This is a genomic window from Streptomyces sp. NPDC050509 (assembly GCF_044457965.1).
In the GTDB taxonomy this organism is placed as follows: domain Bacteria; phylum Actinomycetota; class Actinomycetes; order Streptomycetales; family Streptomycetaceae; genus Streptomyces.
Genome location: NZ_JBITHL010000005.1, coordinates 118,562 through 139,761 on the forward strand (window position 1 = coordinate 118,562; position 21,200 = coordinate 139,761).

At 70.7% G+C, this 21,200-nt stretch carries 15 protein-coding genes; 6 read left to right on the forward strand and 9 right to left on the reverse strand.

The window, feature by feature from the left end; genetic code table 11:
* Positions 1-41: 41 nt before the first annotated feature.
* Together ACIBJC_RS16060 and ACIBJC_RS16065 are read right to left on the reverse strand one after the other, a co-directional pair.
* Complete coding sequence (locus tag ACIBJC_RS16060) at positions 42-662, reverse strand: DUF1003 domain-containing protein (RefSeq protein ID WP_399292535.1); 621 nt, start codon at positions 660-662, stop codon at positions 42-44.
* Positions 652-1,926 (reverse strand): magnesium transporter MgtE N-terminal domain-containing protein, encoded by a 1,275-nt coding sequence (locus ACIBJC_RS16065; protein ID WP_399292536.1) that lies wholly within the window; start codon positions 1,924-1,926, stop codon positions 652-654. The genes ACIBJC_RS16060 and ACIBJC_RS16065 overlap by 11 nt, the downstream gene beginning before the upstream one ends.
* A 188-nt stretch (positions 1,927-2,114) precedes the next feature.
* Here ACIBJC_RS16065 and ACIBJC_RS16070 point away from each other — a divergent pair, with 188 nt between their 5' ends.
* Positions 2,115-2,918 carry a hypothetical protein gene (locus ACIBJC_RS16070; RefSeq protein WP_399292537.1) on the forward strand — a complete coding sequence of 268 codons (804 nt, stop codon included), beginning with the start codon at positions 2,115-2,117 and terminating at the stop codon, positions 2,916-2,918.
* Positions 2,919-2,952: 34 nt separating this feature from the next.
* On the opposite strand, the gene ACIBJC_RS16075 is transcribed toward ACIBJC_RS16070, so the two are convergent.
* From ACIBJC_RS16075 to ACIBJC_RS16090, 4 genes are all read right to left on the reverse strand, one after another.
* Positions 2,953-3,459 carry a hypothetical protein gene (locus ACIBJC_RS16075; RefSeq protein WP_399292538.1) on the reverse strand — a complete coding sequence of 169 codons (507 nt, stop codon included), beginning with the start codon at positions 3,457-3,459 and terminating at the stop codon, positions 2,953-2,955.
* Positions 3,460-3,511: 52 nt separating this feature from the next.
* Complete coding sequence (locus tag ACIBJC_RS16080) at positions 3,512-4,051, reverse strand: hypothetical protein (protein WP_399292539.1); 540 nt, start codon at positions 4,049-4,051, stop codon at positions 3,512-3,514.
* Between the two features lie 107 nt (positions 4,052-4,158).
* A complete protein-coding gene (locus tag ACIBJC_RS16085) occupies positions 4,159-4,545 on the reverse strand; it encodes a hypothetical protein (protein ID WP_399292540.1) in 387 nt (128 codons plus the stop codon).
* 150 nt (positions 4,546-4,695) lie between these two features.
* A complete protein-coding gene (locus tag ACIBJC_RS16090) occupies positions 4,696-11,133 on the reverse strand; it encodes an RHS repeat-associated core domain-containing protein (RefSeq protein WP_399292541.1) in 6,438 nt (2,145 codons plus the stop codon).
* Between the two features lie 283 nt (positions 11,134-11,416).
* Here ACIBJC_RS16090 and ACIBJC_RS16095 point away from each other — a divergent pair, with 283 nt between their 5' ends.
* The gene (locus ACIBJC_RS16095; RefSeq protein ID WP_399292542.1) at positions 11,417-14,569 is read left to right on the forward strand and encodes a VCBS repeat-containing protein; all 3,153 of its coding nucleotides are present in this window, start codon (positions 11,417-11,419) and stop codon (positions 14,567-14,569) included.
* Between the two features lie 103 nt (positions 14,570-14,672).
* Here ACIBJC_RS16095 and ACIBJC_RS16100 read toward each other — a convergent pair whose 3' ends face one another.
* A complete protein-coding gene (locus tag ACIBJC_RS16100; protein WP_399292543.1) occupies positions 14,673-15,797 on the reverse strand; it encodes a magnesium and cobalt transport protein CorA in 1,125 nt (374 codons plus the stop codon).
* 477 nt (positions 15,798-16,274) lie between these two features.
* Between ACIBJC_RS16100 and ACIBJC_RS16105 the strand changes: the two genes are divergently transcribed.
* The gene (locus tag ACIBJC_RS16105; RefSeq protein WP_399292544.1) at positions 16,275-16,862 is read left to right on the forward strand and encodes a suppressor of fused domain protein; all 588 of its coding nucleotides are present in this window, start codon (positions 16,275-16,277) and stop codon (positions 16,860-16,862) included.
* Between the two features lie 63 nt (positions 16,863-16,925).
* Here the strand turns inward: ACIBJC_RS16105 and ACIBJC_RS16110 are convergent, their stop codons facing one another.
* Positions 16,926-18,179, reverse strand: coding sequence for an MFS transporter (locus ACIBJC_RS16110; RefSeq protein WP_399292545.1), 1,254 nt, complete (start codon positions 18,177-18,179; stop codon positions 16,926-16,928).
* 160 nt (positions 18,180-18,339) lie between these two features.
* Here ACIBJC_RS16110 and ACIBJC_RS16115 point away from each other — a divergent pair, with 160 nt between their 5' ends.
* The 3 genes from ACIBJC_RS16115 (at position 18,340) to ACIBJC_RS16125 (ending at position 20,850) form a co-directional block, all read left to right on the forward strand.
* Positions 18,340-18,978, forward strand: a complete 639-nt coding sequence (locus ACIBJC_RS16115; protein WP_399292546.1) for a DUF6758 family protein — start codon at positions 18,340-18,342, stop codon at positions 18,976-18,978.
* 205 nt (positions 18,979-19,183) lie between these two features.
* Complete coding sequence (locus tag ACIBJC_RS16120; protein ID WP_399292547.1) at positions 19,184-20,053, forward strand: PHP domain-containing protein; 870 nt, start codon at positions 19,184-19,186, stop codon at positions 20,051-20,053.
* A gap of 191 nt (positions 20,054-20,244) precedes the next feature.
* The gene (locus tag ACIBJC_RS16125) at positions 20,245-20,850 is read left to right on the forward strand and encodes a MarC family protein (protein WP_399292548.1); all 606 of its coding nucleotides are present in this window, start codon (positions 20,245-20,247) and stop codon (positions 20,848-20,850) included.
* A 104-nt stretch (positions 20,851-20,954) separates the two neighbouring features.
* Here the strand turns inward: ACIBJC_RS16125 and ACIBJC_RS16130 are convergent, their stop codons facing one another.
* Positions 20,955-21,107 carry a hypothetical protein gene (locus tag ACIBJC_RS16130; protein ID WP_165840668.1) on the reverse strand — a complete coding sequence of 51 codons (153 nt, stop codon included), beginning with the start codon at positions 21,105-21,107 and terminating at the stop codon, positions 20,955-20,957.
* Positions 21,108-21,200: the final 93 nt, after the last annotated feature.

Genomic DNA, 21,200 nt, shown 5'->3' on the forward strand with positions numbered 1-21,200 from the left:
CCGAGATGGTACGGCGATCCGCACCGCCGCCGACAAGTCCGTCAGCGGTCCGTCTCCGCCCGGCCCGCGGGCGGCCCGTCATCCGGCCCGGCCGGGGGGAGAACACGCTGCTCCGCCATCTCCCGCACCAGGTCCTGGAGCTCCGAACGGATCCAGTCGCGGGTCGCGACCTCGCCCAGACCGATCCGCAGGGCCGCGATCTCCCGCGTCAGATACTCGGTGTCCGCGATCGACCGCTCGTTCTGCTTGCGCTCCTGCTCCTGGGTGACCCGGTCCCGGTCGTCCTGGCGGTTCTGCGCCAGCAGGATCAGCGGCGCCGCGTACGACGCCTGGAGCGACAGCATCAGCGTCAGGAAGATGAACGGGTACGGGTCGAAGCGCAGGTGGACCGGGGCGCTGATGTTCCACACCAGCCACACGATGATGACCAGCGTCATCCAGACGATGAAGCGGCCCGTCCCCAGGAAGCGCGCCACCCGTTCCGAGAGCCGCCCGAACGCCTCCGGGTCGTACTCGGGCAGCACCCTGCGCCGCTGCGACCTCGGCTGGTCGAGCCGGACCCGCCCGCCGCGCGTCAGCGCCGTCGACCCGACCGTGGAGCCGGCCTTCGGCCGCTCCCGGGGGCCGAAGCCCTCGTTGTTGTCCCGCCGCTCAGGCGCCACGGTCCGCCTCCCCGCCGTGGAATCCCGTCTCACGCCAGTCGTCCGGCAGGAGGTGGTCCAGGACGTCGTCGACCGTCACCGCGCCGAGCAGCGCCCCGCCGTCGTCCACGACCGGCGCCGAGACCATGTTGTACGCGGCGAGATGGCTGGTGATCGCGGGCAGCGGGGTGTCCGGCGCGAGCGGCGGCAGATCGCTGTCCACGATCGAGCTGACCAGCGTGTACGGCGGGTCCCGCAGCAGCCGCTGGAAGTGCACCGTGCCCAGGTACCTGCCCGTGGGCGTCTCGTCCGGCGGCCGGCACACGTAGACCTGGGCCGCGAGCGCGGGGGAGAGGTCCTGCATCCGTACCCGGGCCAGTGCGTCCGCGACCGTCGCGTCCGGGCGCAGCACGATCGGGTCGGTCGTCATCAGACCGCCCGCGGTGCGCTCCTCGTACGACATCAGGCGCCGTACGTCGGCCGCGTCGTCGGGGCGCATCAGGGTCAGCAGCCGCTCCTTGTCGGCCTCGGGCAGCTCGGAGAGCAGGTCGGCGGCGTCGTCCGGGTCCATCGCCTCCAGGACGTCGGCCGCGCGCTCCTCCTTGAGTTTGCCGAGGATCTCCACCTGGTCGTCCTCGGGCAGCTCCTCCAGGACATCGGCGAGCCGGTCGTCGTCGAGCGCCGCAGCGACCTCCGCGCGCCGCTTCGGGGTGAGGTGGTGCAGCACATTGGCGAGGTCGACGGGGCGCAGCCGCTCGAAGGTGGCGACCAGGTTCTCCGCGCCCTGCCCCTCCTCCTCCAGCGAGAAACCGCTGACGGCCGACCACTCGACGGTCAGGGCCTCCCCGCGCCGGCGCAGCGCGCCGCCCTTGCGGCCACGCCGTACGAAGACCTTGTCGATCTCCCAGTCGCGGCGGGCCGGGAGCTGCGCCACGGAGACGTCGAGGACGGTGACCTCCTCGCCGTCCTCCACCAGCCGTACCCGGCGGTCGAGCAGCTCGCCGAGGACCAGGCGCTCGGTGGGGCGCTGCTCGAAGCGGCGTACGTTGAGCACCCCGGTGGTGATCACCTGACCGGACTCGATCCCGGTGACCCGGGTGATCGGCAGGAAGATCCGGCGCCTGCTGAGGACCTCCACGACCAGGCCGAGCAGGCGCGGCGGCCGTCCCGCGACGCGCAGCACGGCGACGAGATCGCGGACCCGGCCGACCTGGTCGCCGGTGGGGTCGAAGACCGGCACGCCGGCGAGGTGCGAGACGAAGACACGGGGGACGCCTGCCGCCATTTCCGAGCGCCTCCTTGTCCTTGATTGTCCTTCTATCCAGCGCGATTACGGGTTCAGGCTAGCCCGTACCGCTGCGGCACGCGCTGACGGATCCGTCCGTCCGGCCGTTCGTACCGCGCGCAGTTCGGGGGGCGGGCCGGGGTGTCCGCGGCCCGGGTACGCTGCGGTCTGCCACCCCCCAGCAGCGTATGAGAGGCAGTGCGTCTGTGATCGTTCCCCTGTCGTCCGACCGCTCCCGCCGGGCCGCCCTTCCCCTGGCGCTCTGCCTGGGACTCACGGCGGTGCTCACGGCGTGCGGCGGCGAGGCCGAGGATCCGGACAAGGGGACGAACGGGGTAGGCAAGCTCACCGCCGTCGAGATCGAGAGAAAGGCCAAGGCGGTGGCGGACTCCGCCGCGGCCGTCCACCTCTCCGGCGCGCTGGTCAGCGAGGGCGGGACCTACCGGCTCAACATGCGGCTGAAGGAGAACGGCGGCACCGGCTCCGTCACCTCGAAGAACAGCACCTTCCAGCTTCTGCGCATCGACGACGAGCTGTATCTGAAGGCCGACGCCGGGTTCTGGAACCACGCCGACGACACCGGCGGCACGGCGAGCACCCCGCCCGCCGGCGGCTCGGACGCGGAGGCCGCGGGCAAGCTCAAGGACAAGTACGTGAAGGTCCCGCCGGACGATCCGTCGTACAAGCAGCTCAGCGGGTTCACGGACAAGAAGGTCCTCCTCGCCGGGATACTGACGCTCCACGGGGCGCTGGACAAGGGCGACCGCGACCGGATCGGCGGGGTGCGGACCATCAAGATCAACGGCACCAAGGGCGCGGGCGGGACGCTGGACGTCTCCCTGGAGGGCACGCCGTACCCGCTGCAACTGCTGCGCGCGGGCGGCGCGGGGACGCTCTCCCTGACGGAGTGGGGCAAGGACTTCGACCTGGCGGCCCCAACGAAGGACCAGACGGTCGACTACGGCACCAGGCTCCCGAAGACCGGCGACTAGGTGTCGCCGCCCGGTTCAGCCGGTGGCCTTCTTCCTACTTCTTCTTGCGCCGCAGCAGCAGGCGGCCGAGCGAGGCGGGGACGGGCTCGCGGGTCGTCGCCGGGGTCTCCAGCGGTACGGCGGCCAGTGAGCCCTGCGGCAGCTCGGTGATCGTCTCCGCGGGCACCAGCCGTACCACCCGGCACTCGCGCGCCCAGCGTTCCGTCATCGTCTCGGCGTCTGGCGCGTTGAGCCGCTTGCCCTTCAGCTCGGCGACCGCGCTCTCCCACTCCGGCGAGTGCGGCGCCAGCTCGGCCACGACCGCCGTCCAGGCGATCAGCCGGCCGCCCTTGTCCTTGCTGCGCACGGTCACCTCGGCGGGCGCCCCGTCCACGAGCCCCGGCAGCGGCTGCTCCCCGGGTCCGTCCCCGACGATCAGCGCGGCGCCCTCGTGCCAGACGTGCCAGAGCGCCCGGTCGGGCCCCGAGCCCCGCACCCACACGAGGCCGGACTTCTTGGTGGCCTCCTCGACGAGCGCCTGCCCGAGCTGTGGTTCTGTCATGCCCGCAGCCTATCGGCGGCGCCGGGGCGGATGCGCGGTCGGTGGGCCTCTCTCACCTCGGGACGATGCCCGCCAGGGTGAGGACCAGGCACACGGGAAGCTGGGCCAGGAGCAGGTCGGCGGGGATGAACTCCCATCGTTCTACCGTCACTTCCGTGTCCCGGAGGGACGCGGCGGACGCTTCCCGGCTCGCGGCCCTGATCCGCGCGGCTGCCGTGACCGTACGGCTTCTGCCGCGCCGGGCCAGGATGTCCTCCATCAGGGAGCCGCTGAAGGCGACGGCGGCGTGCCGTTCCTCGCCGCGGGAGACGACGGTGAGTCCGCCGTCGGTCTCGACCATCCGGTACGCGCCCCAGGGGATCCGGGTGCGGCGCACGACATCGACGATGTGCAGTCCGCCGCCGTGGATCTCCACGCGGGCTCTGGCGAAGCGGAGCGTCGGCCAGGAGATGGCCAGGGTCACCGAGGACACCAGGAGCGTGTCGCCCAGGGGGTCGGAGGACCGTGCGACCAGCCAGAGCGTCAGTGTCATGGCGAGCATGACGCAGCAGAGCAGCGCCATGAAGACGAGGGTGCCCGGTCTCCGCAGCACACGCGGCTTCGCGGTGTCCTGTCGAGCCGGCTCCTGCCGCGCCGGTTCCGGTTGCTCCGGTTCTTCTCGCTCCGGTCCGTCTCGCTCCGGTCCGCTCCGGGGCGGGATCATCCCCCGGTGGCGACGAAGGAGAAGGCGATCCACAGGAGGACCGCGCAGATGAAGACCCAGATCGCCCACGTGGGCGGTTCGGCCTCTTTCCAGTCGACCTTCTCCCCGGCCGCCTGGCGCCGGTAGAGCTCCTTTCTCTTGCCGCTGGGGAAAGCCATCAGAACGGCCATCATCGCCAGGGCTCCGCCCAGACTGAGGAGCAGGACATCGACCGATTCGCCCTTGGCGAGTCCGAGTGCTATGCCGCCGCCGAGCGGGATGAGCATCCACAGGAGTACCGACCGTTGACCCCAGGTGGCGGTCAGCATGCTGTAAACCAGCGCGAAAACGCCCATGCCGAGGATGAAGACGAGAAAGATGATGTCGCGCGAGATATCGAGCATGGATATTCCCTTGAGAACGGATTTTCCCTTGAGGAGGGCGGCACGGAGGAAGTGGCACAACGGCGCGGCACCGCTGCCGCGCTGAGGGAACGGACGGTGGTGCCGCCCGGCCGGGGAGGAGCGTCGGCTCCTCCCCGGCCGAGCGCCGGATCAGCGTGCCATAACCTTCTGGCTGTCGTCATGGAGGCCGATGAGGCCCCCGGTGTTGGCGGCGGCCGTGTGCAGTCCGATCGACGCCACGCCCACCCCCTTTTCGAGTTTGCCGCCCGACTGCATCAACTTGCCGCCCACGCCCGCGAGTCCGTCCGTGAGCGCGACCCGGGAACCGCGCGCGACGGCGCCGGATCCCCGGATGAGCTTGGCCGCGGAACCGGCCCCGCCCAGCATGACGGCCGCTGCCGTACCGGCGAGTTGGCTGACGGCGGCGGATTTGTCACCGTCGGCCGCGTAGGCCCCGGCCGAGGCGAGCCCGGTGACAGCGGAGACCGCGCCGAGGGCGCCCGCCGCCGGTTGCAGGAAGGGCACCATGGCCGCGACTCCGGCCAAGGTCCCGGTGATGGTGCTGACATGGCCCAGCACCTTGCCCACTCTGTGGAGCGTGACCTGTTTGGAAGCGGCCTTCACCCCCGACACCGTGGCTTTCGCCGCCTTCTTGGTGACGGAAGCGACCTTGCTGCCCGCTCTCTTGACCGCCGATTTGGTCGCCCGGTAGGTCTTTTTCGCCGCGCGGTAGGTCTTCTTGGCGTATTTCTTGACCGTTGCGGTAGCGCGTTTCACATATTTCTTGGTGACCCGGGCTACCTTTTTGGCCGCTTTCTTTACGGCCCTGGTGGCCTTCTTCACCACCTTTTTGACCTTTTTGACCACCTTCTTGACGGCCTTCTTGACCTTCTTGGCGACCTTTTTTACGGCCTTCTTGACCTTCTTGGTGACCTTCTTGGCCGCCTTCTTGACCGCCTTCTTGATCTTGCCCCAGAAGAGTCCGTCGGGATCGGAGAAACTGACCGGGTTGTTGTTGGCGTAGGCGTACGCGTTCATGCGCTGCGATTCGCCGAGGTCGCTCATCGGGTCGACGCTCAGGAACCGGCCGAGCCGTGGATCGTAGGAGCGGGCCCCTAGTTGGGTCAGCCCCGTACTGTCCGTCGTCCCGCCGACGAAGCCCTGGTCACCGCCGGGCCAGAGCGCCGGTGACGCGCCGGGCGAGCCCCGCTCCTCGCCGAACGGGGCGAGTGCGCGGTGCCGTACGTCCTGTGTGCTCGCGTCGATCGCCGTCGACGCCGTGCCGTGATGGTCCTCGAAGAGGAACTGGATCGCGCCGTCGGTCCGCGCGGCCACCGTCTCGCCGTCGAAGTCGTAGTAGCGCGTTCCCGCCTTCTTGCCGTCGGCGCGCAGCAGCAGTTCGTTGCCGCCCGGCAGATAGAGCGTCGTCCCGGTGAGGTCCTTCCTCAGCAGCCGGCCGCCGTCGGCGTCGTAGGTGTACTCGACGGTGACCCGCCCCGGCTCCTCGACCTTCGCGAGCTGGTTCTCCGCGTCCCAGACCAGCGTCTGGTCCCGGCCGTCCGTCTTCCGCGAGGTCGTGTTGCCCGCGGCGTCGTAGCCGAAGGTGTCCGTGCCCGTCGTGGCGCCGTTGCTCTCGGTGCTCACCGAGGTCACCGCGGCCGGCTTGGCCCCGTCCGGCTTCCCGTACTCGTACGTACGGACCGAGTCCAGCGCGCTGTTGCCCGCCGCGCCGTCCGTGCCCACATCGTGCCGGACCTCCTTGGTCCGGTTGCCCAGCGCGTCGTAGCTGTACGACAGCCAGTACGGCTTGGGCCCGCCGACGTTCGACGGGGTCGGCGCCGCGTCGCAGGAGTCCTCCGCGGTCCACGCCTGGGTGAGCCGCTGGAGCGCGTCGCTGGTGAAGCACTGCGTGTCCGTCTGCTTCGCCGCGTCCTGGCCGGTCACCGTGGTGATCCGGGTGACGTTGCCCGCCAGGTCGTAGGCGTACGAGGTGTCGTCCACCCGGGTCGGTGCCGCGGTGCGGTCCGTGGTGGTGCGCAGCAGCTCGCCGGTGTGCTCGTCGTACGCGGTGGACCGGTACAGGCGGCGTGCCGCGTCGTTGTACTCGGTCCGCACCGGCCGCCCGAAGGCGTCGTAGGTGGACGAGTTGACCAGCGTCCTGCCGCCGGCCGTCAGACCCTGTGCCTGGTCGTCCGCGCCGTACCGGGTGACCACGCGCTCGGCCGGCAGATCACCGATCGCGGGCTGGTTGAGGGCGGTCGGCAGACCGGTCAGCGCGTCGTAGGAGTACCCCACGGAGTAGGTGCCGGCGAGGTCGCCCTCCGAGTCGGGGATGGTCACCTCCACCTTGGTCGGCAGATAGTCGTCCGTGTATCCGGTGATCTTCTGGACGTAGGCGTTGCCGTCCACGTACCGCCGCGACTCGGCGATCTCCCCCTTGGCGACCGCGTCGTACGTCCACTCGGAGAGGACCTTCTCGCCCTGGTTCAGCGAGGTCCTGCGGCCCAGTTCGTCGTAGGCGACCGTCAGCTTCACGCCGCGGCCGTCCGTCGTGGAGACGGGCCGGTCGAGCGAGTCGTACGAGGTGAGGAGCGTGCCGCTGTCCGGGTCGTCGGCGCGGATCTCCCGGCCGCGCCCGTCGTAGCCGAACTTCCGTACGTTGCCCGCCGGGTCGGTGACCGTCTCCAGCAGGCCGCGCTTGTCATAGGCGTACTTGAGGGACTGCGAGGCGGTCCTGGCCTCGTCGGTGTACTCCAGCACCTCCACGGCCCGGTCCTGCGCGTCCGTGATCGTGGTGCTCGCCATGCCGCCCTTCGGCGGGATCAGCGTGGTGTGGTTGCCGTCGTAGACCGTCTTCGTCCGGCGCGTCTCCGTGCCGTACTTCATCGCGATGGTCTCGGTGGGCCGGCCGGCGCCGTCGAAGACCGTACGGACGACCGCCGGTGCCTTGGTGTCGTCACCGGCGGCGAGCCGCGCCTCGGGGGAGCCGGTGGTGTAGTAGTCGTCGAACGACTTCCACTCCTGTCCCCGTGAGTCGTACAGCGTCTCGGTCAGTACCCGGCCCGTGCCGGTGAGCGAGGGGGCCTGGGTCTGGCGCTCGCGCAGCAGACCGTCGAAGATCTCGTAACTCGTCTCCGTCGAACCGTCGCCGCGCAGCTCACGCGTGGTGACGACGGGGGTGTCGGTCCGGGAGATGCGGTACTCGTACGAGGCGTTGGGGTGGTCGGGGAACTTGGCCTGGGTGCGGCCGGGCTCCCAGACGCCGGTCAGCCGGCCCAGCGCGTCGTACCCCAGCTCGGTGCGCTTGCCGTTGGCGTCGACCTCGGCGACGGGCACCCCGCGCCGCGGGTCGATCTCCGTGGTCAGCGTGTGGCCGAGCGGGTTGGTGGTGACCATGCTCGTCGGCATGCCGGTGGCCGGCACGTACTCCGAGCGCATGGCGCGGTTCTGCGAGTCCGTCACCTTGACCGGGCGGCCGTAGCCGTCGTACGAGGTCTGCGCGGCGGTGAAGAACCCCGTGCCCTCCGCGTTGTTCTCGTCCTCACGCGTCGTGTTGCCGCGGGTCGGCGCCGCGCCCAGGGTGGTGGAGTCGTCGTAGAAGCTGCGGTTCTCCGAGATCAGCTCGCCCGGCGCGGCACAGGTGCCCGCCGTGACCTTCTCCGTGGCCTCCAGCTCCAGGATGTTGGCCGCCGTGTTCCGGGCGTAGGTGGTGGTGTCACAGGTCTCGTCGCCGGTGTTCACCGTGTCGCCGTGGTCGGTCTCCGTGGCGACCATGCTGTACGCGTCGAAGGTCCGCTCGGTCTTCGTGCGCTGCCAGCCGCCGCCCTTGGCGGGGGAGCGGGTGGTCTCCTCCTGGACGTCGGTCATCCCGGAGGTCAGGGCCGGCAGTCCGGGCCTGGCGCGGGTGGCCGTGGGGCCCTTGTGCCAGGGGGTGGAGGTCTCCTCGGAGATCACCTCGGTGCCGTTGTAGACGATCTCGGCGCGTTCCATGGCCTGGAAGGCGGGCTGGTCGGTGACCTCCTTGCCCTCGAAGTCGGCGACCTTGGCGCCCTCGATCCCGCGGAAGTAGCGGGTACGGCTGTCCAGCTTCGGGCCGTCGACGCCGTTGCCGTTCTGGGTACGGACCTCGGCGTAGCCGCGGTAGTCGCTGTAGGTGCGGTGCTCGGCCTTGGTGAACTCGTCCTCGCTCTTGGCCCAGGCGGCGCCGCCGACGTACGTGTAGTCGGTCTGCTCGGTGGGCGAGCCGCCGACCAGGTCGTTCTCCAGCACGCGGGTGACGACGTACTTGTGGAACCAGTCCTTCACCGGCTTGTAGTCGGCGGCGGGGGAGTCCGCGGACGACCAGTAGACCGGGTAGCAGCGCTGGGTGTTGGACGTCTCCGAGGGCAGGCTGCCGGGCGCGCAGTCGGCGGCCGAGTAGGTGATGCCGATGGAGCCGCCGGTCTCCGTGTCGATCTGGTTGACGCGGTAGCGGACCAGGGCGGGGATGCCGTCGCCGGTGGTGTCCACACGGTTGGGGAGCTGCCAGCCCTTGAAGGTGACCTCGGGCAGGGAGACCGGCGCCTCACCGGTGTGGCCGGTACGGGTGATGCCCGCCAGCCAGAGGGAGGCGGGGGAGCCGTCGCCCGGGTCGGGCAGCTCCTGGCGCAGCTCCCAGGAGTCGACCGGCTGGTAGGAGGAGCCGGCCAGCGACGAGGTGGTGATCTTCGTCAGCCGCTTGCTGGTCCAGAAGGTCGGCGCGATCCGGTTCTTGCAGTCCTCGCCCGCCTTGCACTCCTGGTCGACGGGGACGTCGGGCCAGCGCTTGGCGTTGGCCGTGGTCATCTTGGCCGGGGCGCAGTCGAAGGAGGCGTCGGGCAGGCAGCGTTCGGCGACCGTGAAGTCCACCTTGGCGCTCGCCGCGTTGGTCCCGTACAGGTTGTCGGAGCGCAGTCCGTACTCGATACGGGAGAGGTAGCCGCCCCGGACGTACTCGGTCGGGGTGCCGAGGCCGGTGGTCGCGGAGACGTTACGGCCGTAGCGGTTCTTCTCCTGGGTGTAGTGGTACGTGGTGGCGTTGGCGTTGGTGTCCACCACGTAGTCGAGGTTCCATCGCCACGCCTGCTGGCAGTGCGCGTCGGCGAAGGCGGCCTTGTAGCAGGGCTCGCCGCTCTGGTTGCCGTACACCGGCACGGTCCAGGTGGAGTTGGTCTCCGCCTTCCCGGACGACCAGCCGGGCAGCCGGTTGTAGCCGAAGTAGTACTGGGTGCCGTCGGTGGTGGTGATCCGCCAGTGCTCGCCGTCGTTGTCGCCGTTGGCGCGCGGGGAGGGGGCGTCGGCGTCGGTCAGCCGCTCGATCCTGGTGCCGTCGTCGTCCTTGAGCTTCCACTCACCGCGGGTGTCGTCCCTGACCAGTTCGTGGGACTGGCCGTCGAGCGACATGGTGGCGTTCCAGGTGGACCAGCACAGGTCGCCGTTCTTGGCCTTGTTGGTGCCGCCCGTCATGTCGTCGTTGCACGACACGTAGCGTCGCTCGATGTAGTTCTCGGTGAGCGACCAGCCGTCACCGACCTCGTTGGACTGGTTGTTGGTGGCCGCCGTACGGCCGTCCAGCGACTGCGACGAGTAGTTCAGGGCCAGTTCGGGGTCCATGCCGCCGGGGGACTCCGGGGTCTGGATCTCGTACCCCCAGCCGAAGCCGCCGGAGGAGTCGCCGGCCGTCCAGTTGCCCGAGGGGCTCAGCGGCGTCGCCTTGTAGTCGCCGCCCGCGCCGGAGGCGCCCGCGGTCGCCGCGAGCAGGGTCACGCCGGAGGCGGCGGTGAGGCCGGTGGCGGAGCGGGCGCTCTTCGGCGCGGCCGTCACGGGCGCCTCGGCGGCGTCCCCGCCGGTGGCGTCCGCCGGCGCCGCCGCGTCGACCGGGATGTCCGCGGTCAGTGTCCGGTCGCCCGTGTCGTTGTCGGTGTCGAGCGGGGCGGGCGCGCCGCAGTCCTTCGCGCCGGGTGACTCCAGGGCGCAGGAGGGCAGGTGGACGAGGGAGAGGCGGGAGGCCCAGCCGGCGCCGAAGGCGTGCTCGAACCGGGAGTAGTCGAGGGAGAGCCGGACCTTCGCGTCGCTGCCGCCGTCGGCGGCGCGCACGGCGAGGACGACGCCCTCGACGCCCAGCCTCTCGGTGGTCTTCCGGTCGAGTATCTGGACCCGCGCGGTCGCGGGCGCCTTGCCGCGCTCACCGCCCGGGGTCTTCCCTGCGGCGGCCCCGAGCCGTACGGGCAGCTTGCCCGCGCGCTCCACCGTGCCCCGGGCGGCGGGGAGTTCGACCTCCGCCGTGCCGGGCGCGGGCCAGCTCACGCCGGGCGCTGACCTCAGCGCGTCGCGGGCGGCGTCGTCCTTGCCGCCGGCGCGCTTCCGGTCGACCGGGGAGACCGGTACGGGCTTGGTCTCGTCCAGCTTCGGCAGGGCGAGAGAGCCGACCGCGAAGGCGGTCTCGGCGCTCAGGAAACCCCCGAGGAGCAGGGACGCGGTGATGACGGACGTGGTTTTCGTCCACCTTCTTCGACGTGTTGGTCTCGATCTGCGCCGGCTGTGCACGGCGCGGCTCGATGGGTCGTTCACGGAAGCCCCCTAGTGGTGAAGTTGATAACCGCGTGTGGAGAATACGTGCCTAAGAGCTACGTAAAGCACAGCTAAAGGGGGCATATCTGATCGCTTCTGTTGTGATTTGCACAAGCGGAATGTCGGGATTGCCGCAACATGCCGGATTAATTCATCGATGGTGTGCGCTTTACTCTCCTTTCGTTCGCCATCACCGTTCATTCACAAAGGCTGTTGGGCTTCCCTCGGTCACCGCTCCGCGAGACGCGCGCGGGACCGCCGGGGGCTTCGGGGAGGAAACGTCTTGTCACTTCAACCACGGCTGCGCAGACGCCGGGCGCGACTGCGCCCGCTGATCGCCGCCGCCGTCGCCACCGGCCTGGCCGGCGCCGTCATACCGCTCTCCGCCGTACCGGCCACGGCCGCCGGCGCCGCCACGTCCGCCGACGCGGCGGCCGAGCGGGCCACACCGGCCGAGCGCGCCCTCAAGAAGGCGGCCGCGACCGGGGAACAGGTCGAAGTGGTCGCGCAGCGCGGTGAGTTCTCCACCACCTACGCCAACCCCTCGGGCTCCTTCACCCAGGAGACGCACATCGTCCCGATCCGGGTCCGCCAGAACGGCCGCCTGGTGACGGCCGATCCGACGCTGGTACGCACCGGTGACGGTGCCGTACGGCCCCGCGCCACCTCCGTCGGCCTGGAGTTCTCCGGCGGCGGCGACGCGGTGATGGCCACCATCGAGCAGCACGGCCGCACCATGTCGCTGGACTGGCAGGGCAAGCTCCCCACGCCCGAACTCGACGGCGACACCGCCACGTACCCCGAGGTGATCCCCGGCGTCGACCTGAAGCTGCGCGCCGGGGTCACCGGCTTCCAGCAGGTCCTCGTCGTCAAGTCCCGGGAGGCCGCCGCCGATCCCCGGCTGGAGCGGCTGACCTTCCCGATGGAGACGGACGGGGTACGGGCCCGTACCGACGCGGCGGGCAACCTCACCGCCGTCGACCCGGCCGGGCAGAACGTGTTCGCCGCGCCCACCCCGGTCATGTGGGACAGCTCCGGCGTCGCCACGGGCCAGGAGCCCCGGGGCGCGGCCTCACTCGGCGCCGCGCTCGCCGCGGCCGAGGGCGCCGCGACCGGCTCCGCCGCGACCGACGGCGCCGCGAAGCGGTCCGCCCGGCAGGCCCCGGCCATCGAGGAGGAAGGGTTCGCTCCGGCGGCCGGTGCCAAGGAGAGCGCCGTACCCGCCGTCGTCGAGGGCGGCGCCCTCAAGCTGACGCCCGATCAGGGGCTGCTCACCGCGCCCGACACGGTCTTCCCCGTCCACATCGATCCGTACGTCTCCGGCGGACGCAACAACTGGACCGCGGTCGCGAAGAGTTACCCGACGACCAGCTACTGGAACAAGTCGGACAACGTCGCACGGGTCGGCCACGAGAACGAGACCGGCGGCACCTGGTTCTCGTACTTCACGATGGACACCCGGAACCTCTCCGGCAAGTCCATCGTGAACTCCACGTTCCGGATCAAGAACACCCACTCCTGGTCCTGCACCAAGAAGCCGGTCCAGTTGTACGCCTCGAACCCCATCAGCTCCGCCACCACCTGGGCCAAGCAGCCCACGCTCGGCGCGCTGCTCGCCACCGTGACCGACTCCAAGGGCTGGGGCAACGGCTGCCCCGCGGGCAACCTGGAGTTCGGCGTCAAGGGCAACGCCGTGAAGGCGGCGGCCTCCAACTGGCCGACGATGACGCTCAGCCTCCAGGCCAGCACGACGGACACCGAGGGCTGGAAGAAGTTCGACGCCGCCACCGCCGTCCTGAGCACCGAGTACAACACGCCGCCGGCCGTGCCGTCCGCGCTCGACACCGTCCCCAGCACGAAGAACTCCGCCGGCTGCGGCAACACCGCGCCGTACGGCCTGATCGGTGACACGGACGTCCAGCTCACGGCGAAGGGCAGCGACCCGGACGGCGGGACGGTCCAGATGAAGTTCCACCTCTGGGCGACCGGCCACCACCCGACCGCCGATCCCAACGGCGTCATGATCGTCAACCAGACGGTCGCCATCACCTCGGGCTCCGTCGCCCGCGTCACCATCCCCAAGGCCACCCTGAAGGCCCATGTGGGCACGGCGGACGGGAACTTCTCCTGGAAGGTCCAGGCCGGTGACGGCTCCCTGACCAGCGACTGGAACCCGACCGAGGGCGCCCCCGGCTGCCGCTTCGTCTACCTGCCCGACCGTCCCAGCGCACCGCCGACCGTGACCTCCCAGCAGTTCCCGGACGGCACCGCCGGCTGGCCCGTCGACACCGGCACGGTCCGCAACCCGGGCACCTTCGTCGTCGGCCCCGGCGCCGCCACCGACATCGCCTCGTACGAGTTCTGGTCCACGATCGACCCGACGATCACGACCCGCGCGCCCGCGGCCCTCGGCGGCTCCGTCAACATCGAACTGACCCCCACCAAGGCGGGCGCGCACCAGCTCTACGTACGCAGCCTCGACCGTGCGGGCAACCGCTCCGACACCCGCGCCTACCTCTTCTACGCCAACGGCGCCAAGGTCGCCGACAAGGTGGGCGACCTCAACGGCGACGGCCAGGCCGACCTGTGGGCCGTCGACGCCGCCGGAACCCTCCAGCGCCACTTCGGCGACGGCACCGGAAAGGCCGTGAAGGCCGACCGCGCCGCCTCCCCGGCCGGCCGCTACACCGGGACGAAGACGACCCGGCGCGGCGACTGGACCGACGACGGCTACGAGGACCTGATCACCCTGGCCGGCGACCCGGCCGTGGCCCGCGACCGCCTCTGGGTCCACCCCAACGACGGCTCCGGCGCCGTCGACGAGTCCGACAAGCGCGAACTGCGCGTCTGGGACACCGAGAACGACCACTGGCAGGGCGCCGACCAGATCCTCGCCATCGGTGACGTCGACGGACCGCTCGACCTCGACGGCGACGGCGTGATCGGCCCCGACGACCGCCCCGGCTACCCGGACCTGCTGGTCAAGCAGGGCGACCAGCTCTGGCTCTACTTCGGCTCGCCGTCCGGCTACCTCGACGACTACGTCTACTACCTGGACGACTTCATCGACCAGCCGCCCGTCCTGATCGGCGACGGAAGCTGGTCCAACTACGACCTCGCCGCCCCCGGCGACACGGCCGGCGACGGCCGCGTCGACCTCGCCGCCCGCAAGAAGGACACCGGCGAACTGTTCCTGTACGCGGGTACGGGACCGAACGGCGAGGGCCTGGGCTCCGGCCCCGACCGCGCCGCCATCGGCACCGGCTGGACCCCCGCCAACCGCCCGCTGCTCACCGCGGTCCCGAACGTCCTGGGCGACGGCAAGCCCGCGGTCTGGTCCACCAACGCGGCCGGTGACCTGCTCTTCTACCCGGAGATCAAGGGCAGCGGCGTCAACGCGGGATCGGGGATGGCGGGCTTCCGCGCACTGAACTGACGTGCACTGAACTGACGCGCGCTGAACTGACCGGCGCCGCACGGCGGTACGGGCCGGACCTGACCACCGTCAGGTCCGGCCCGTACCGCTGCCCGCCGTGGTGCTACAGCCAGCCGTTGCGCTTGAGCGTGCGGTGGATCACCACACACGTCGTGATGATGACGCCGAGGACCAGCGGGTAGCCGAACCGCCACTGCAACTCCGGCATGTGCTCGAAGTTCATGCCGTACACCCCGCAGACCGCCGTCGGCACGGCGATGATGGCCGCCCACGAGGTGATCTTGCGCATGTCCTCGTTCTGCGCGACGCTCGCCTGCGCCAGATTGGCCTGGAGGATGGAGTTCAGCAGTTCGTCGAAGCCGATGACCTCCTCGTGCACCTGGGCGAGGTGGTCCGCGACGTCACGGAAGTACTTCTGGATGTCGGGTTCGATCAGCCGCATCGGCCGCTCGCTCAGCAACTGCATCGGACGCAGCAGCGGGGAGACCGCGCGCTTGAACTCCAGCACCTCGCGCTTGAGCTGGTAGATCCGCCCGGCGTCCGCGCCGCGCGGGCCGCCCTTGGCCGGAGCGGAGAAGACATCGATCTCGACCTCGTCGATGTCGTCCTGCACGGCCGCCGCCACCGCGATGTACCCGTCCACGACATGGTCGGCGATGGAGTGCAGCACCGCCGAGGGGCCCTTGGCCAGCAGATCGCTGTCGGACTCCAGACGGTGGCGCAGGCTGCGCAGCGAGCCCTTGCCGCCGTGCCGGACGGTGATGACGAAGTTCCGGCCGGTGAAGCACATCACCTCGCCGGTCTCGACGACCTCGCTGGTCGCGGTCAGTTCGGCGTGGTCCACGTAGTGGATCGTCTTGAAGACGGTGAACAGCGTGTCGTCGTACCGCTCCAGCTTCGGCCGCTGGTGCGCGTGGACCGCGTCCTCCACCGCCAGCGGGTGCAGCCCGAACTCGGCCGCGATCCCCGCGAACTCCGCCTCGGTCGGCTCGTGCAGCCCGATCCAGGCGAAGCCGCCGCCCTCGCGGACGCGCAGCATCGCCTCGCGCGGGGTCAGGCAGGGGTCCTCCCTGACGCGCTCGCCGTCGCGGTAGACCGCGCAGTCGACGACCGCGCTCGAAGCGGACGGGTCGCGGGTGGGGTCGTAGCCGTCGTACGAGCCGAAGGAGGCGTTGTTCTTGCGCAGGGACGGGCGGACCGCTGCGCGCAGGTCACGGATCATCGACATGGCGGGGCTCCTCTACGGAGAGGCCGTCGGCGGGAGCGTGGCACAGCCCGGAATGGGGACGTGTTGCGTGACGTCCGCAAAGCGGGCGGCACCGCGGCGTTCGCGGTGACGGCGTTCGCTTATGACAGGAATAAACACCGGCGATCGAGAAGTGCTCTTCCGTCGTGCGATCTGCCATGGCCGTGCCCGGTGCGGCGGGCGGTCGGCATGTCCGTGAGGTGTCAGTACACCGAGGAGGTGTCAGTTCACCGGGACGGATGCGACGCGACTCGGGCGGAAGAGCGGCTGGTACTGGCCGGGTGACTTCGGTCCACCGCAGCCCCACCTCCTCCAGTCTGTCCCCCGTGGGGGATGACGTGTCGTCGGGACTGGAGAGCGACGCTTCTGCGTGCTGTCCCGACCGGCGGCCTACGGTATCAGCAGCCTCAGGGCCAAACTGACCTCTTGCCCAATCCTTACGCGATCTATGCTCCCCGTATGGAAGAAATTCTCGCCCTGGTCGAGGCACGGCTCCGCACGGCCCTGGGAGAACCGGACGCGCGCGCCGCGGTGACCTTCCTGGGCACGGACCGTATCGAGGTCCTGCGCTTCCTGGACGGCTCCGACGTCGTGCGGTACGCCACGCTCGGGATGTCCGCGCAGCCGATGGCCGACCCGTCCGCGCTCCTCGCCGACGGGGTGGAGGGGCCCCGTGCCGAGCTGGTCCTCTCCGTACGCGCCGGGCTCGCCGACACCGACCAGGTGCTGCGCACGCTCGCGGTACTGGCCGCGTCGCCGCAGGTCGAGGGCGTGGTGGTGGCGCCGGGCGGCTCGCTCGACGTGGGCGGGCCGCTGTGGCCGGGGGCGCCGTTCCACTCCGTCCTGGTCGGGGAGTCCGGGGGGCTGGTGCCGGACCTGGAGCTGGACGCGCCCCTGGAACCCGTACGGTTCCTGCCGCTGCTGCCGATGACGCCGAACGAGGCGGCGTGGAAGCGGGTCAGGGGCGCCGCGGAGCTGGAGGAGCGCTGGCTCGCGCGCGGCACGGACCTGCGCGACCCGCTGCGGCGTTCGGTCGCGCTGGACTGATCCGGGTACGGGGCCGGAGCGGGGCCGGATCAGGGTCCGGCCCCGCTCCGGTGGTCGTCGTGGTCAGTTGGCGAAGACCCCGACGCCGTCCTCCGTGGCGTGCGCGGGCCGCAGTTCCTCGGCCCGGTGGCTCAGCGCGCCGCGCCGCACCCCCACGACGACGGCGCCGACGACCGCGGCGCCCGCGGCCACCAGGAACGGGACATGGACGTCGCTCCACTCCTCGATCTTCGGTGCGAGGAAGGGCGCCGCCGCCGCGGCGAACCAGCGGACGAAGTTGTAGCCCGCGCTCGCCACCGGACGGGGCGCGTCCGAGACACCCAGCGCCAGTTCGGTGAAGACCGTGTTGTTGAGGCCGATGAAGGCGCCCGAGACGATCGTGCCGACGACGGCCGCGGTGTGGTTCCCGTATCCGAGCACCACCAGGTCGGCGGCGAGCAGCACGAGCGAGCCGCCCAGCACCCGCAGCGAGCCGAGGCGCGCCTGGAGCCGGGGCGCCACCAGGACGGAGAAGACCGCGAGCAGCAGGCCCCAGGCGAAGAAGACCGCGCCCGACCGGTACGGCGACATGTTCAGCACGAACGGCGTGAAGGCCAGGACCGTGAAGAACGCGTAGTTGTAGAAGAACGCCGCGGCGGCGGCCGACGCGAGCCCGCCGTGCCCGAGCGCCCTGATCGGGTCGAGGAGCGAGGTCTTCCGCGCGGGCCTGGGCTGCTCCTTGAGGAACGCCGTGATGCAGACGAAGCCGATGGCCATCAGCGCGGCGGTGCCGAAGAACGGGTAGCGCCAGCTCGCGTCGCCGAGGAGCGCGCCGAGCAGCGGCCCGCAGGCCATGCCGAGGCCGAGCGCCGACTCGTACAGCAGGATGGCCGCCGAGGAACCCCCGGCCGCCGCGCCGACGATGACGGCGAGCGCGGTCGAGACGAAGAGCGCGTTGCCGAGACCCCAGCCGGCCCGGAAGCCGACCAGTTCCGCTACGGAGGACGACGTACCGGAGAGTCCGGCGAAGACGACGACCAGGGCCAGGCCCACGAGCAGGGTCCCCCGTCCGCCGATTCGGCTGGAGACCCAGCCGGTGAGCAACATCGCGACGGCGGTGATCAGGAAGTAGGACGTGAAGAGGAGGGAGACCTGGCTCGCGGTGGCGTCGAGTCCCTTGGCGATGGACGGCAGGATCGGGTCGACGAGTCCGATGCCCATGAAGGCCACGACGGAGGCTCCGGCCGTGGCCCAGACGGCCTTGGGCTGGTGCAACAGCCCGCCCGCTCCTTCGTCGAACGGATCTCCGCGGCCTGCTTCGCCCGGCTCTGCGCGCATGAGGGGTCTCCTCGCTCTCCGGCTGGATAGATGGTGTATGCACATATTAAGTTAGCGGAGCTAATGATTGCAAGTTGCACCTACATCGTTCCGTGACACCTCGGGCCGGACGGGTGATCGTCCTTGACGCGACGACGGTCGCGGAGGACCGTGGGGCCCTATGAGGGGTGAACCCAGTTGCCCGAAGTGCGGTGGCCGGGTCAGGGCGCCCGGTCTCTTCGCCGACTCCTGGCAGTGCGACGTGCATGGCACCGTGCACCCGCTCCAGCCCGTGATACCGCCCAGCGTCGAGGCCCTCGATGTCGTGGTGCACCGCGCGCGGGTCCCGGTCTGGATGCCCTGGCCGCTGCCGGTCGGCTGGCTCTTCGCCGGCGTGGCGTACGCGGGCGACGACCGCAGCGGCGGCCGGGCCACCGCCGTCGCGTGCTCGGGTCCCGGGCCGCTCGGCGGCAGCGGTGAGCTGCTGCTGATCGCCGAGGAGCTGGGCGTCGGGCTCGGGGCGCGCTACGCGGGGATCGACGGACCCGACCCGGGGGCCATGATCAGTGTCGACAAGCCGCCGCAGACCAAACTCCTGGCCGCAGGTCGGCCCACCCCGCTCTGGCACGTCCCGCAGGCGCCGCAGGACCGCGCCGTCTTCGTGGGCGAGGCGCTCGGGCTCTGGCTGTGGGCGATCGTCTGGCCGGAGCAGTCGGGGCTGCTGCTCTACGACGAACTCGTCCTGACCGATCTGCGGGAAGTGGGCACGGAGGTGGAGCTGCTGCCGTGCGGCGTGCTCTCTCCCCGGCTGCTCCACTGAGTACGGGCGTACGGGCGCACGGAGGGCACGTACGGGGAGCAGGGCACGGGTGAGGCGCGCGAGGCGTGCAAGGGAGTACGAGGGCGTCCGAGTGGGGCGTGGGGGGCGTGCGGGGGGCGTGCGGGGTGGGAAACGCCTGCCGTTATCCTTGACGTCCCCCGCCAGGGCTCACTCCTGGCCCGTCCCCAGCTCCGGAGTCCGCGTCGTGCGCATCGATCTGCACACCCACTCCACCGCCTCGGACGGCACCGACACCCCCGCCGAGCTGGTCCGTAACGCCGTCGGAGCCGGGCTCGACGTCGTCGCGCTGACCGACCACGACTCCACCCGGGGTCACGCCGAGGCGATCGCCGCGCTCCCGGGACTCGACCGACCGCTCACGCTCGTCACCGGCGCCGAACTGTCCTGCCGGCTCGACGGTGTCGGGCTGCACATGCTCGCGTACCTCTTCGACCCGGACGAGCCCGCGTTCCTGCGCGAGCGCGAGCTGGTACGGGACGACCGCGTGCCCCGCGCCCGCGCGATGGTCGCCAAGCTCCAGGAGCTGGGCGTCCCGATCACCTGGGAGCAGGTCGAGCGGATCGCCGGTGACGCCTCCCTGGGCCGGCCGCACATCGCCACCGCCCTCGTCGAACTGGGCGTCGTCGAGACGGTCTCCGACGCCTTCACGTCGCAGTGGCTGGCCAACGGCGGGCGCGCCTACGCCGAGAAGCACGAACTCGACCCCTTCACGGCGATCCGCCTGGTCAAGGCCGCCGGCGGGGTCACCGTCCTCGCCCACCCTCAGGCCGTCAAGCGCGGCGAGGTCGTGCCCGAGTCCGCCGTCGCGCGGCTCGCCGCCGCCGGGCTCGACGGCGTCGAGGTCGACCACATGGACCACGACGGGCCGACCCGCGCCCGGCTGCGCGGACTCGCCGCCGAACTCGGGCTGCTGACCACCGGCTCCAGCGACTACCACGGCACCCGGAAGTCCATCGAGCTGGGCGCCTGGACCACCGACCCGGAGATCTACGGCGAGATCACCCGGCGCGCCTTCGGCGCCTTCCCGGTGCCCGGTGCGGGCGGACACGCGTAGGGCTTCCGCCCTCCCCCCGCCGCAGCGCGGCCCTGCCGTACGTCCGGCGTATTTCCGGGCGTAACCGGCCTGGCCCCCGTCCCTCTCCACCCGCCTGTAACCGGCTGCCCGGCCGGCCGCCTCCCCGGCGCCGCCGCCGTGTTCCGTTCGTCCCCGTTCCTCTCCGCTTCTTCTTCCCTCAGGGCCTCACTGTGTTCGATTTTGCTGTCTTCGGATCCCTCTTTCTCACCCTCTTTGTGATCATGGACCCGCCCGGGATCACCCCGATCTTCCTGGCCCTGACCTCCGGGCGCCCCGCCAAGGTCCAGCGCGCCATGGCCTGGCAGGCGGTGGCCGTCGCCTTCGGCGTGATCACCGTCTTCGGGCTGCTCGGCCAGCAGATCCTGGACTACCTCCATGTCTCCGTACCGGCCCTGATGATCGCCGGCGGGCTGCTCCTGCTGCTCATCGCGCTCGACCTGCTGACCGGCAAGACCGACGAGCCGCAGCAGACCAAGGACGTCAACGTGGCGCTCGTACCACTGGGCATGCCGCTGCTCGCGGGGCCCGGCGCGATCGTCTCCGTCATCCTCGCCGTCCAGCACGCCGACGGCGCCACGGGCCAGGTCTCGGTCTGGGCGGCGATCGTCGCGATGCACGGGGTGCTCTGGCTGACGATGCGCTACTCGCTGCTGATCATCAGGGTGATCAGGGACGGCGGAGTGGTGCTGGTGACCCGGCTCGCCGGGATGATGCTTTCGGCCATTGCCGTGCAGCAGATCATCAACGGCGTCACCCAGGTCGTCCAGGCCTCGTGAGCCGGGGGCAACTCGATGCCCGGGGCAACGGGCAGCGCCCCCGTACGAGTGATCCGTACGGGGGCGCTTCGTGCGTCGCGTGAAATCCCGGAGAGCCGGGAAGGTTACGAGGCCGAGGATTCGGCCGGGCGGATATAGATGCGCTGGCCCATCGCTGCGGCCTGCTGCACTATCCGGTTGACGGAGGCGGCGTCCACGACGGTGCTGTCCACGGCCGAGCCGTCGACGTCGTCGAGTCGCATGATTTCGAAGCGCAAGGCTTCTCCCTTCGTCTGATCCTCCTGCTGGAGAACTGTGTGAGTGACGGGCAACTCCGTCGTTGGTTATATGTCGGGCAGCTACCTCCTGAT